The sequence below is a fragment of the Serratia sp. Je.1.23.a genome (assembly GCF_051129805.1).
Lineage (GTDB): Bacteria > Pseudomonadota > Gammaproteobacteria > Enterobacterales > Enterobacteriaceae > Serratia > Serratia liquefaciens.
In genome coordinates this window covers 1,355,610-1,368,670 of sequence record NZ_JBCPSR010000001.1, presented here as the reverse complement: position 1 = coordinate 1,368,670, position 13,061 = coordinate 1,355,610, and the positions used below count along the sequence as shown (strand labels likewise).

Genomic DNA, 13,061 nt, shown 5'->3' with positions numbered 1-13,061 from the left:
CCTTCTGGCGAAATTAATCGACGACTCTGCCCTCACTATCACATTTTTTTTGCCCGCCCCTTTACCGCTCGATCATCTCAAGCCCATGATAAGAGCAAGCAGATGCGATAACTGCATCACCGTTTCAGGTAAGGAGCCTCGGGTGGAAAGAAGCGTTTTTTATATTTCGGATGGCACGGCGATCACCGCCGAGGTTTTGGGCCACGCCGTGCTGTCTCAATTTCCGGTGAAGGCCACAACCTTTACGCTGCCCTTTGTCGAAACCGAGGCGCGCGCCCGTGGAGTCTGCCAGCAGATTAACGATATCTATCGAGATACCGGCGTGCGGCCCCTGGTGTTTTACTCGATCATTTCGCCGGAAGTGCGCAAAGTCATCACCCAGAGCGAAGGGTTTTGTCAGGATATTGTGCAAGCACTGGTCGGCCCGCTGCAGGGCGAGTTAGAGGTGGAGCCCACCCCGGTCCCTAATCGTACCCACGGCCTGACGGCCAGCAACCTCGGTAAATATGATGCGCGTATCGCGGCTATTGACTACACGTTAGCCCATGATGACGGCATTTCGCTGCGCAATCTCGACCAGGCCCAGGTCATTTTGCTCGGGGTTTCACGCTGTGGCAAAACCCCCACCAGCCTGTACCTGGCGATGCAGTTCGGTATCCGCGCCGCCAACTATCCGTTTACCGCCGATGATATGGACAATTTACACCTTCCCGCCGCGCTGAAGCCGTTTCAGCACAAGCTTTTCGGCCTGACTATCGATCCGGAGCGTTTGGCCGCCATCCGTGAAGAACGGCGCGAAAACAGCCGTTATGCCTCTATTCGCCAGTGTCGAATGGAGCTTGCCGAGGTGGAAGCGCTGTTCCGTAAAAATCAGATCCGTTATCTCAATACCACCAATTATTCGGTAGAGGAGATCTCGACCAAAATTCTGGACATTCTGGGCATGAGCCGCCGCATGTTCTAGTTTTCACGCGGTGGGCCGGTCCCCTGCCGCGTGCTGCTTATTTCTTCATTGGCGACGTTTTTTGTGCTTTTTTTAGCGATTCTGATCAACAGAACACAGTTTCTCCGGTTGAATTCATCGGTTTTTACGTTATTGTGATCGCCATCACTTCCCGGCACTCCTGCCGCAGCGAAGAAAAGTCTTTAGAGAAAATCATGCACAAAACAGATGAACTGCGGACCGCGCGCATCGACAGCCTTGTCACGCCGCAAGAACTGGCGGAGAAGTTGCCGATCTCGGCGGAAATCGCGGATAACGTGACGGCCTCCCGGCAACGCATTGAAAAAATCCTGACCGGTGAAGATCGCCGCCTGCTGGTGGTTATCGGCCCATGCTCGATACACGATCTCGACGCCGCCGTAGACTATGCCGGCCGCCTGAACCAACTGCGCATACGTTACCAGGATCGCCTGGAAATCGTGATGCGCACCTATTTTGAAAAACCGCGTACCGTGGTGGGCTGGAAAGGCCTGATCTCCGATCCGGCGCTGGATGGCAGCTTCCAGGTGAATCGTGGTATCGAAATGGCGCGTCGGCTGCTGCTGGAAGTGAACCAGCTCGGCCTGCCTACCGCTACCGAATTCCTCGATATGGTGGTCGGTCAATACATCGCCGACCTGATCAGTTGGGGCGCGATTGGCGCACGGACCACCGAAAGCCAGATCCACCGTGAGATGGCCTCGGCGCTCTCCTGCCCGGTGGGCTTCAAAAACGGTACCGACGGCAATACTCGCATCGCCATTGACGCCATCCGTGCGGCGCGCGCCGGGCACATGTTCCTGTCCCCGGACAAACACGGCCAGATGACTATCTATCAGACCAGCGGCAATCCTTACGGTCATATCATCATGCGCGGTGGCAAAACCCCGAACTACCATGCTACCGATATCGTTGCCGCTTGCGACAGCCTGCGTGAATTCGACCTGCCGGAACACCTGGTGATCGACTTCAGCCACGGCAACTGCCAGAAACTGCATCGCCGCCAGTTGGAAGTAGCAGAAAATGTTTGCCAGCAAATCCGTGCAGGTTCTGCTGCCGTGACCGGCGTGATGGCGGAAAGCTTCCTGGTAGAAGGCACCCAGAAAATCGTGGCCGGTCAACCGCTCACCTACGGTCAGTCAATTACCGATCCTTGCCTGAGCTGGGCCGACAGCGAACAGCTGCTGGCCATGCTGGCCGATGCGGTAGATACCCGCTTCTGATGCCAAAGCCGGGGCGCCCGTCCCGGCTTTTTCCCCTGTCATCCGCTCATCTATACTGTTAGCAATTCTCGCAGTCTCCCTGGAAAGGATTTGGAACCTCGACATGATCCACTCACTGTTATCCATCCCCTGCGTCACCCTGCAAGGGGAACACAAAACGCTGGGGGATTTCCCCGCCCGAGCCTATCTGGTGGTTAACACCGCCAGTAAATGCGGTTTTACGCCGCAATACCGTGGGCTGGAAAACCTGTGGCAGTATTACCGCGAACGGGGGCTGATGGTGCTGGGCTTTCCCTGCAATCAGTTCGGTTCGCAAGAGCCCGGTAATCCCCTGGAGATCGCCAACTTCTGCACTCTGAACTACGGCGTCAGCTTCCCGCTGTTCAGCAAGGTTGAGGTCAATGGCCCTGGGGCGCATCCACTGTTCAATGAATTGAAACGCCTTGCTCCGGGCGTATTGGGCAGCCAGCGAATCAAATGGAACTTCACCAAATTCCTGCTGACCGCCGACGGTCAACGGGTGAAACGCTTCGCACCGATCACCAAACCCGAGCGCCTGTTCGACCGCATTGAAACCCTGCTGAAATAACCTTGTTTTAGACGGGCTGAGCCTCTTCAGCCCCTGTCACCTTCCCTTCCTACAAAAAGGTTCCATCGGTAAGAAAATTTTCCTTGATGTAACCTTTCGTTCACATGATAATGATTCTCACTTTGATATTAATTACTATTTAACGGTCTGTTTTATAAACACATGACGATGGATAATCACAATCACGACTTACCTGCCAAAACCGTAAGCCCCGCGGTGAGTGGCCTGACCTCGCCTCCCTGCTACGACAGCGCACAGCTGCTTGATGCAGACGGCGTGGCGATCATCATCCATCAGGGCCAGCGCTACCAGCTGCGGCAGACCAAAGCCGGGAAATTGATCCTGACCAAATAACACCCATCCCTCAACGCCAGCCACCCCGATCGATATTGATCCAGGCAGCCAGCAAATCTATTGATATGTTAAAAACATACGGAGAGTTGCGACATGCCTCTGATCCCTTACACCCGGCTGCGTTTATCCGCATTGAGTCTGGCGATTGCCTGCGCTCTGCCGACGGTGACTTTTGCACAAACCAACCACACGGCTTCTTCTTCCAGTGATGTGTCGGCTAAAACGGACAAAGCTAACGACGAAACCCTGACCGTTGCCGCCACCGGCAATGCACGCAGCAGTTTTGAAGCGCCGATGATGGTCACCGTGATCGAAGGCAATAGCCCTGAAAGCCAGACCGCCACCAGCGCCGCCGACATGCTGCGCCGCGTGCCGGGCATAACCGTCAATGGCACCGGCCGTACCAATGGCCAAGATGTTTTCATGCGCGGCTACGGTAAAAACGGCGTACTGACGCTGGTAGACGGTATCCGTCAAGGTACCGATACCGGTCATCTTGGCGCCACCTTCTTGGATCCGGCACTGGTAAAACGCATTGAAGTGGTACGCGGCCCTTCGGCCCTGCTTTACGGCAGTGGCGCACTGGGCGGCGTAATTGCTTATGAAACCGTGGATGCCGCCGATCTGCTGCTGCCAGGTCATGACACCGGGTTCCGGGTTTACGGCACAGCGGGCAGTGGCGATCACAGCCTGGGTATGGGCGCCAGCGCCTATGGCAAGACCGACAACCTCGACGGCCTGCTGTCATTCGGCACTCGCGACGTTGGCGATTTGCGTCAGGGCAACGGTTTTGACGCGCCCAACGACGAGACCATCAGCAATGTGCTGGCCAAAGGCACCTGGAAGATTGATGATGCCCAGTCGTTGAGCGGCGATTTGCGCTATTACAATAACAGCGCCCGTGAACCGAAAAATCCCCAGGATCCTGATTACTCCAGCAGAAATCCGATGACCAACCGCTCCACCATCCAGCGCGATGCGGCATTGAGCTATAAATTAAAACCCCTGGATCAGGAGTGGCTGGACGCCGACGTCAAGCTGTATACCTCTGAGGTCAAAATCAACGCTCACAATGCGGCTTCCACGGACGAATTCCGCAAACAAACCACTCACGGTGCCAAGCTGGAAAACCGCACCCGCCTGTTTGCCGACAGCTTTGCTTCGCATCTGTTGACCTACGGCTCGGAAAGCTACCAGCAAAAACAACATCCTGGCGGCGCTACCACCAGCTTCCCACAGGCGAAAATCAACTTCGCTTCCGGCTGGATGCAGGACGAAATCACGCTGCGTGATATTCCTGTCACCCTGCTGGCCGGCACTCGCTACGACAACTACAAAGGTAGCAGCCAGGGCCACAACGACGTCGATGCCGACAAGTGGTCATCTCGTGGTGCACTGACTTATTCACCAACCGACTGGCTGATGCTGTTCGGTTCTTACTCGCAGGCATTTCGTGCGCCGACCATGGGTGAAATGTACAATGATTCTCGCCACTTCCCCGGCAACTATTGGGTACCCAACCCGAATCTAAGACCGGAAACCACCAGCACCGCCGAGTACGGTTTCGGCCTGCGCTTTGACGATCTGTTGATGGCCGGCGATAACCTGCAGTTTAAAGCCAGCTACTTCGATACCGACGCCAAGGACTACATTAGCCTGTACGTCACACGGACCCAGACTTCGTCGCAAAATATCTCACGCGCTAAAATTTGGGGCTGGGATACGTCACTGGGCTATCAAACCCAGTGGTTTAATTGGGATTTAGCTTACAACCGCACGCGCGGCAAGGATAAGTCACGCAGCGGGGAATTGAACGGCAACAGCGGTGAATGGCTGAGCGATATCAACCCGGATACCGTCACCAGTTCGTTGGACGTTCCGCTGGGTGAAACCGGCCTGTCTACCGGCTGGGTCGCTACCTTCGCCGAGCGCTCCACACATGTGAAAACCGGCACCGCCGAGCAAGGCGGCTACGGCGTCAATGATTTCTACCTGAGCTATAAAGGCCGCGATCGTCTGCAGGGCGTTACCACCACCGTGGTGCTGGGCAACGCCTTCGACAAAGAATACTACTCGCCGCAGGGCATTCCGCAGGATGGCCGCAACGCCAAACTGTTGGTCAGCTACCAGTGGTAACGTTTTGAATCCGGCGGGCAACCCGAATGCCCGCCGATTGCACCTCTCACAGGAGAACTATCAATGAGCAATACCCTCTACCAACGCTACCAGCAGGCAAAAATTGATAACCCAGGCAAATACGCGCGCGATCTGGCCGAGCTGCTTGGCGTTAGCGAAGCAGAACTGACCCATGCTCGCGTCGGTCAGGATACTCGTCGTCTGCAGGCCGATGCCCGCACCCTGCTGACCGAGCTGGAGCAGGTTGGCGTCACCAAATCCATCACCCGTAACAGCTACGCGGTGCACGAGCAGATGGGGCGCTACCTCAACCAGCATCTGAACGGCCACGCGGGGCTGATCCTCAACCCACGCGAATTGGATTTGCGGCTGTTCCTCAACCAGTGGGCCAGCGCCTTCGCCATGAGCGAAACCAACAAGCGCGGTGTGCGTCACAGCATTCAGTTCTTCGATCATCAGGGTGATGCGTTGCATAAGGTGTACACCACCGACGAAACCGACCTGGCCGCCTGGATGGCGCTGGTGGAACGCCACCTGAGTGCAGAAAACCCGGCGTTGGCACTGAAAGCCCCGGACGCCACCGTCAGTAACGCCGCACCGGACAACGAAAAGATCGACCGCGAATGGCGTGAAATGACCGACGTTCACCAGTTCTTCCAGTTGTTAAGTCGCAATAAGCTGACGCGTCAGCAGGCCTTCAAGGCCGTCGGCAACGATTTGGCCTACCGGGTGGATAACAGCGCCCTGTCCCAGTTGCTCAACGCAGCACTGGGCCTGCAAAACGAAATCATGATTTTTGTCGGCAACCGTGGCTGCGTGCAGATCTTCACCGGTCAGATCGAGCGTCTGATGCCGCAGGAAGGCTGGATTAACGTGTTTAACCGTCGTTTCACCCTGCACCTGATAGAAGACGCAATTGCCGAAAGCTGGATCACCCGCAAGCCAACCAAAGACGGCTTTGTCACCAGCCTGGAGCTGTTTGCCGCGGACGGCACGCAAATCGCCCAGCTTTACGGCCAGCGTACCGAAGGCCAGCCGGAACAAACCCAGTGGCGTGAGCAGGTTGCCGCGCTTGAACCCAAGGACATTGCCGCATGAAACCCTCATTGACCCGTCGCCTGGCGTTGTGCATTGCGCTGGCGTTACCCTTCTCCGCTGCGGCGGCGGAACGTATTGTCTCGATAGGCGGTGACGTCACCGAAATTGCCTTCGCACTCGGCGCGGGCGATGAGGTGATTGCGCGCGACAGTACCAGTCTGCAACCGGAAGCCGTCAAAAAGCTGCCGGATGTCGGCTACATGCGTCAGCTTAATGCCGAAGGTATTCTGGCGTTGAAACCTTCGCTGGTGCTGACGACCGAACTGGCCGAACCGGCGCTGGTGCTCAAACAGCTGGAAGAAAGCGGCGTTAAGATCGTACGCATTCCGGGCGATACCACGTTGCAAAGCGTGCCGGAGAAAATCGAGGTGATCGCCAATGCGTTGCAGCGTACCGAGCAAGGCAAAAAGCTGAGCCAACGGTATCAGCAACAGCTGGCGGCGGTGAAAACCGATGCTCTGCCGGTCAAGGTCCTGTTCGTCATGAGCCACGGGGGGATTACGCCGATGGCCGCCGGGCAAGACACCGCCGCCGACGCGGTCATCACGGCAGCAGGTTTGAAGAATGCGATGCAGGGATTCAGTCGCTATCGTCCCCTGTCGCAGGAAGGCGTGATCGCCAGCGCGCCCGACCTGCTGTTGGTCACCACTGACGGCATAAAAACGCTCGGTGGCCAACAACAATTGTGGAACTTGCCGGGCGTCGCACTCACGCTAGCGGGGAAAAACCACCGCGTGCTGGTGGTTGACGATATGGCGCTGCTGGGCTTTGGGCTGGAAACGCCGGCGGCGTTGGCCAAACTACGCCACGCGGCGGAGCAAAAGTAATGCGCAGTCGCACTTCCCCACGCGTGGCGATTGCCGGCCTGCTGGTGTTACTGGCGCTGCTGGCGCTGGGTGCCGCCAATATGGGGGCATTGCCCCTGTCGTTTCGCACTCTGTGGCAACAGCCGTTCAGCGACACCGCCTGGCATATCTGGTTAAATATCCGTCTGCCGCGCGTACTGCTGGCGGTGGTGATCGGCTGTGCATTAGCGGTATCTGGTGCCGTCATGCAAGGGTTGTTTCGCAACCCGCTGGCTGACCCGAGCCTGCTGGGCATCAGCAGCGGCGGCGCGCTGTTTGTCGCGCTGATTATCGTGATGCCTCTGGCGTTGCCTCCGGTGATTGCCCTGTATGGCCATATGCTGGCGGCGTTCCTCGGCAGCATGCTGGTGTCGCTGTTGATCTACGGTATCAGCCGCAGCGGCCACGGCAGCCTGTCGCGCCTGCTGCTGGCGGGGATTGCCATCAACGCCCTGTGCATGGCGGCGATTGGCGTGCTGTCTTACCTCAGCAACGACCAACAGCTGCGTCAGTTCTCGCTGTGGATGATGGGCAGCCTTAGCCAGTCGCAATGGCCGACGCTGGTGGTGTGCGCTTCCCTGATCCTGCCGACCACCTTACTGACTCTGTTACAGGCGCGTCGCCTGAATCTGTTGCAACTGGGGGATGAAGAAGCGCATTACCTCGGGGTCAACGTCCAGCGTGCCAAGCTGCAACTGCTGTTGCTTAGCGCCTTGTTGATTGGCGCTTCGGTGGCGATGAGCGGCGTGATTGGCTTTATCGGTCTGGTGGTGCCGCACCTGGTACGCATGCGCCTCGGCGGCGACCACCGCTGGCTGTTGCCCTGCTCCGCGTTGGGCGGTGCCTGCCTGCTGTTGGTCAGCGATACGCTGGCACGCACCCTGGTAGCACCGGCGGAAATGCCGGTCGGGTTGATGACCAGCCTGATCGGCGGGCCTTACTTCTTATGGCTGGTGATGCGCCAGCGGGAGCGTGTGGGTGGATAACTCCTCAAGCCTGACGGCGCAGCAATTGCGTTACAGCCTGGGTTCACGTCGGCTGATAAACGACGTTTCGCTCAGTATCGCCAGCGGCGAAATGGTGGCAATAATCGGGCCAAACGGCGCAGGTAAGTCTACGTTGTTGCGTTTGTTAACTGGCTATCTGGCTCCGGGTTGCGGCGAATGTCAGCTACTGGGACGACCGTTAGAGCAGTGGCAACCGCAGCAGTTGGCGAAGGTACGCGCGGTGATGCGCCAACACAGTGATTTGGCCTTTCCTTTTACCGTGGAGGAAGTGGTCAGCATGGGACGGGCACCGCACGGCAAACGCGATGCACGGCATGCGGTGCAACAGGTGATGGCGCAAACCGACTGCCTTGAACTGGCCCAACGCGATTATCGCCAGCTTTCCGGCGGCGAGCAGCAACGGGTACAGCTGGCCCGCGTGCTGGCGCAACTTTGGCAGCCACAGCCCACCCCGTCCTGGCTGTTCCTTGACGAACCGACTTCGGCACTGGATCTCTACCACCAGCAACATACGCTGAGGTTGCTGCGCACGCTTACGCGCCAACAGCCGATCGCGGTGTGCTGCGTGCTGCATGACCTCAATCTGGCCGCGCTGTATGCCGACCGCATTTTATTGCTGCATCAGGGGCAATTGGTCGCCTCGGGCACGCCGCAGGAGGTGTTGCAGGCGGAAATACTCACCCGCTGGTATCAGGCAGATTTGGGGGTAGTACATCACCCGGAAGTGGCGTTACCGCAGGTGTATTTGCGCCAGTAGTGGCAGTACCGGGCGCGGTACCCGCCGCGCCCGTCATCCTTTCATGTCATTGCAGTTAACTCGAGCAGGATATCTCCAGATGCTTGCCCCAATCCGGCGGCAATGCGGCGAGATCGTCATATTCCGGCGCGTCAGCAAACGGCGTCAACAAGGCCTGATGCAGGCGCGCCAGTTTGCTGACATCATCCCGTTCGGCACTTTCAATCGCCTGCTGCGCCAGATAGTTGCGCAGGATCAGCTTCGGATTCACCGCCTTCATCGCCTGTTGACGCTCAGCGTCGCTCACCTGTTCTTGCTGCAAGCGCTGGCGGTATTGTTGGTACCAACCGTCGAACGCAGCGCGATCGATAAATTCATCACGCAGCGGCGACTGCGCCTGTTGCTGTTCGGTATGACTTAATAAGCGGAAAGTTCGGCTATAGTCCCGGCCTTCTTGCGCCATCAGGCTCAGCAACCCGGTGAGCAAATCGTTATCCTGCTGCGATTGGGTGAAGAAGCCGAGCTTGGCGCGCATCTGTTCCCCGTAAGCGCGCATCAGGGCCGGTTCATAGGCCGCCAGCGCCTGCTGCAGCTGTTCGGTACTCATCAGCCCGGACAGGGTCTGTGCCAGCCGATGGAGGTTCCACAGCGCCACCGCGGGTTGATTATCGAAGGCATAGCGCCCCTGATGATCAGAGTGGTTGCAAATATAGTCGGGCTTGTAGTCGTCGAGGAAGCCATAAGGGCCATAGTCGATGGTAAGCCCCAGAATCGACATGTTATCGGTGTTCATTACGCCGTGAGCGAAACCGACGGTCTGCCAATGGGCGATGAGCCGTGCAGTGCGTTCGACAACGTCGGTAAACCACAGTAAGTAGCCCTCCGCCTGATCTTGCAACTGCGGCCAGTGACGGGCAATGACAAAATCGGCCAATTGCTGCACCTGTTCCGGCTGCTTACGGTAATAAAAATGCTCAAAGTGGCCGAAACGCACGTGGCTTTCCGCCACGCGTAGCAACATCGCTCCACGCTCAGGTTGCTCACGGTAAACCGGCTCTTCACTGGTCACAATGGTCAGCGCACGGGTGGTTGGAATGCCCAGATGGTGCAGTGCCTCGGAGGCGAGGAACTCACGGATCGCCGAACGCAGTACCGCACGGCCGTCGCCCATACGTGAATAAGGCGTCAACCCCGCCCCTTTCAGGTGCCAGTCCATGCTACGGCCGTCCGCCAGGCGTTGTTCACCCAGCAAAATTCCCCGGCCATCCCCCAACTGCCCAGCCCAAACGCCGAACTGATGGCCACTGTAAACCTGCGCCAACGGTCGCATGCCCGGCAGCAGTTTCTCACCCGCCCAAATCGGGGTTTTGTCCTGGGTAAACCAGCTTTCGTCCAGCCCCAGTTCGCGTGCCAGCGGTTCACTGTGATACAGCAAACGAGCGCCTTTCAGCGGAGTGGGATTCAATTCGGTATAAAAACCGGCTAACTGATGTTGGTAAGCGTTTTCAAACTGCGGCATAGGCCCTCCGTTGCACCTAGTGTAGAGCTTGAACGGGGCGATTAACACAGAGGAAATGCAGGGAGAACGCATCTGCCTGATACCTGGGCAGATGCGGGGATCAGCGTTTATGCCGATACGGTTTGAATGCCTTTTTACGCTGAGCGGGAAAATACCCGATCGGCGAGAAAATCATAATGAATAACAGCGCCGGAATCACATCTGACATCATCCAGTCCATTATTGGCTCCGTTGTGTGTTGTACTCTCAATTATTGTTATTGAACTCATCGGGTGTTACCCGTAACGCTGTCAGATTATCCACACCAACGCTAGGCCATAAAAAACCTTGTAGGCCAAAAACACCGGCGTGTCTGAGCTTATTAAAATATTCCCTCTTCTCAATTCCTCCGACGATTACCCCCTTACACAGTAGATTGATATTCTTTAATAACGAGTCAATGACCACGTCATATCCCTGATGGGTAAACAACTGCCAGTAAAAACGTTTGTCGATCTTCACGTAGTCGAATAACCCATCATACAAGGCGGTCAGGGTCGCCTGACCGGAACCGAAATCATCCAACCACAGCGAAAACAACTCGCTAAGCCGGAGGATTTTCTCATTGTTTTTGCCGGCCGAAAGATTCGGAAAGCCCTCACTGATTTCAAAGGCAATAAATGACCACTGCCTGATACGATCACAGAGTTGACCGTCAGCGAGTATCAAATCGACCAGGGTTTCTTCAATATTTAACGTCAACAAAACGTCGTTTTCGACAAACCAGGATGCATTCTGTTCTGCCAATTTCAATTGCTCATTAAATAACTCAATCTTTTGCTCAGCGGTCAGTAAATTAATCCCAATGTCAGCAGGCATAGCCAAATCACCGTCCAGACTATTAAAGCGGTTCAGAATTTCCACCGCTAACAGCCTGCCCTCCATTGAGTAAACAGGTTGAAAAACATAGCTACTAATAAAGTCAGCTTCGAATTGTATTTTCATTTCAATGCCACAGGCTGAATGGCGAGCATCTCATCGTATATCAATATATTTTATCGATCAATCCCTCTGAGATTAATCGGAAATATCAATGCAATTAGTGATAACTTATCATTTAATTGATAGATTAAAGCTATGTTGCGTCCACTGGGCGCAGAGTCAGAACCAATTTGGCTTATGGCAAAATTGCCATCACTTCGCTGAATTTAAGGTGTATTTAGGTTAAGTGGTATATTCACTCTAAAAATTTAACTTATTGTCATTGTTTTCATTAAAGAAATTCTTAAAAACATCTAAATATCAATTAAGCATGAAATCTGCACAAGCGCAAGCCTATCGCCAACTGATTAAATTTAATAACGCATCAATTCCGTACGTTATTCTTTGCATTGAAAATGCGAAAAAATGCCCACCTTGATTTTTAGAAAATTCATGCTACCTGGGATTTAGGTGGATTCCAGCCCCTAAGAATGGATAACAACAATAAAGCGCAGCCAACTTGAGATGTAAAAAAAGGATGAACACTGTCATCCTTTGATATTCAAAATTTGATTACTATTTGATCGTTTCTGCCAGCCATTGCCGCAGCTCGGCTAACTCGGTAGCCTGCTCCGGGAACTGAGCAATCAGCTTGTCGCAGCACTCAGCCAAGGCTTCACTGCGGTAAGCGCAACCCACCAGCATCTCTGCCAAACGCTGCAGCGGTGCCGGACTCAGGCTGTCGGTGAAAATCTGCGCCCGGCAGATCAACCCCTTTTCTACGTCAAAGAAGATATCCACCCCGCCCCAGACAAAGCGTTCATTCAGCAAATGGCTAAATGCCGGCGCCTTGCCGAAATTCCATTCCCAACTGCTCTGTTTGGCAAACTGCGCGGCGAAATCCGGCAGGTCGGGATAGACATCCGGTGAGATGATTTCCGCCGTAGCGGTCTCGCCATAGTAGTCAAAGAATGCCTGAGTCACCGCATCGCAGACCTGCTGGTGGCTGATGTCAGGTTTAAACTCCACCAGGTTAGCCACCCGGGAGCGTACCGAGGTGATGCCCTTGGCCTGCAGCTTTTTGGGATCCGGATTAAGATAATCCGCCAGACGGTTAAGATCGGCATTCAGTAGCAAGGTGCCATGATGGAATCCGCGATCCTGGGTTTCCCGATAGGCCGAGCCGGAGATTTTACGCACACCTTCCGGCGTTTCGATCACCAGATCATTGCGGCCCGATGCCGTGGCAGAAATACCCAACTGGGCCAACGCCTGCAGAATGATGCCGGTGGAAAGAGTTTTGTCATAACCCGGTTTGCCCGCCATAAAGGTAAAACAGGTGTTGCCCAGATCGTGGAATACCGCTCCACCGCCGCTGCTACGACGCGCCAGGCGAATGCCGTCCTGCTCCATTCGCCGGGTGTTGCACTCTTTCCATGGGTTTTGTGACTGGCCTATAACCACCGTTTCGGCATTGCGCCATAAGAACAGGATTTTCTGCGTGGTCATTTCGCGGAAGATGCACTCTTCCACGGCCAGATTGAACCAGGGGTCGTAAGAATCGGAAATCAGTAAGCGTAAGTTATTCATGGCGGTCCCCGCTAAGCACGTG

General features: G+C 55.6%; 12 protein-coding genes. 9 read left to right on the top strand and 3 right to left on the bottom strand.

The window, feature by feature from the left end; genetic code table 11:
- The first annotated feature begins 142 nt into the window (after nucleotides 1–142).
- From ppsR to AAZT04_RS06585, 9 genes are all read left to right on the top strand, one after another.
- Nucleotides 143–964, top strand: coding sequence for a posphoenolpyruvate synthetase regulatory kinase/phosphorylase PpsR (gene ppsR / locus AAZT04_RS06625; protein ID WP_017892646.1), 822 nt, complete (start codon nucleotides 143–145; stop codon nucleotides 962–964).
- 194 nt (nucleotides 965–1,158) lie between these two features.
- The gene (locus AAZT04_RS06620) at nucleotides 1,159–2,205 is read left to right on the top strand and encodes a 3-deoxy-7-phosphoheptulonate synthase (RefSeq protein WP_046373703.1); all 1,047 of its coding nucleotides are present in this window, start codon (nucleotides 1,159–1,161) and stop codon (nucleotides 2,203–2,205) included.
- Between the two features lie 103 nt (nucleotides 2,206–2,308).
- On the top strand, nucleotides 2,309–2,794 hold the full coding sequence (locus AAZT04_RS06615) for a glutathione peroxidase (RefSeq protein WP_020826646.1): 486 nt from the start codon (nucleotides 2,309–2,311) through the stop codon (nucleotides 2,792–2,794).
- Nucleotides 2,795–2,956: 162 nt separating this feature from the next.
- Nucleotides 2,957–3,148 carry a hemin uptake protein HemP gene (gene hemP / locus AAZT04_RS06610; protein WP_172958947.1) on the top strand — a complete coding sequence of 64 codons (192 nt, stop codon included), beginning with the start codon at nucleotides 2,957–2,959 and terminating at the stop codon, nucleotides 3,146–3,148.
- A gap of 93 nt (nucleotides 3,149–3,241) precedes the next feature.
- Complete coding sequence (locus AAZT04_RS06605) at nucleotides 3,242–5,284, top strand: TonB-dependent hemoglobin/transferrin/lactoferrin family receptor (protein ID WP_046373704.1); 2,043 nt, start codon at nucleotides 3,242–3,244, stop codon at nucleotides 5,282–5,284.
- A 63-nt stretch (nucleotides 5,285–5,347) separates the two neighbouring features.
- A complete protein-coding gene (locus AAZT04_RS06600; RefSeq protein ID WP_020826643.1) occupies nucleotides 5,348–6,382 on the top strand; it encodes a hemin-degrading factor in 1,035 nt (344 codons plus the stop codon).
- Nucleotides 6,379–7,209 (top strand): heme/hemin ABC transporter substrate-binding protein, encoded by an 831-nt coding sequence (locus AAZT04_RS06595; RefSeq protein WP_434679357.1) that lies wholly within the window; start codon nucleotides 6,379–6,381, stop codon nucleotides 7,207–7,209. The genes AAZT04_RS06600 and AAZT04_RS06595 overlap by 4 nt, the downstream gene beginning before the upstream one ends.
- Entirely contained in the window at nucleotides 7,209–8,213 is a 1,005-nt protein-coding gene (locus AAZT04_RS06590) for a FecCD family ABC transporter permease (RefSeq protein WP_122079087.1), read from the top strand. Before AAZT04_RS06595 ends, AAZT04_RS06590 begins: the two co-directional genes overlap by 1 nt.
- The gene (locus AAZT04_RS06585) at nucleotides 8,206–8,991 is read left to right on the top strand and encodes a heme ABC transporter ATP-binding protein (protein ID WP_020826640.1); all 786 of its coding nucleotides are present in this window, start codon (nucleotides 8,206–8,208) and stop codon (nucleotides 8,989–8,991) included. The genes AAZT04_RS06590 and AAZT04_RS06585 overlap by 8 nt, the downstream gene beginning before the upstream one ends.
- A gap of 55 nt (nucleotides 8,992–9,046) precedes the next feature.
- On the opposite strand, the gene AAZT04_RS06580 is transcribed toward AAZT04_RS06585, so the two are convergent.
- From AAZT04_RS06580 to AAZT04_RS06570, 3 genes are all read right to left on the bottom strand, one after another.
- Nucleotides 9,047–10,489 carry a protein adenylyltransferase SelO gene (locus AAZT04_RS06580; RefSeq protein ID WP_046373708.1) on the bottom strand — a complete coding sequence of 481 codons (1,443 nt, stop codon included), beginning with the start codon at nucleotides 10,487–10,489 and terminating at the stop codon, nucleotides 9,047–9,049.
- A gap of 246 nt (nucleotides 10,490–10,735) precedes the next feature.
- Nucleotides 10,736–11,473 carry an EAL domain-containing protein gene (locus AAZT04_RS06575; RefSeq protein WP_020826637.1) on the bottom strand — a complete coding sequence of 246 codons (738 nt, stop codon included), beginning with the start codon at nucleotides 11,471–11,473 and terminating at the stop codon, nucleotides 10,736–10,738.
- Between the two features lie 552 nt (nucleotides 11,474–12,025).
- Nucleotides 12,026–13,039, bottom strand: a complete 1,014-nt coding sequence (locus AAZT04_RS06570) for a lipoate--protein ligase A (RefSeq protein ID WP_048762679.1) — start codon at nucleotides 13,037–13,039, stop codon at nucleotides 12,026–12,028.
- Nucleotides 13,040–13,061: the final 22 nt, after the last annotated feature.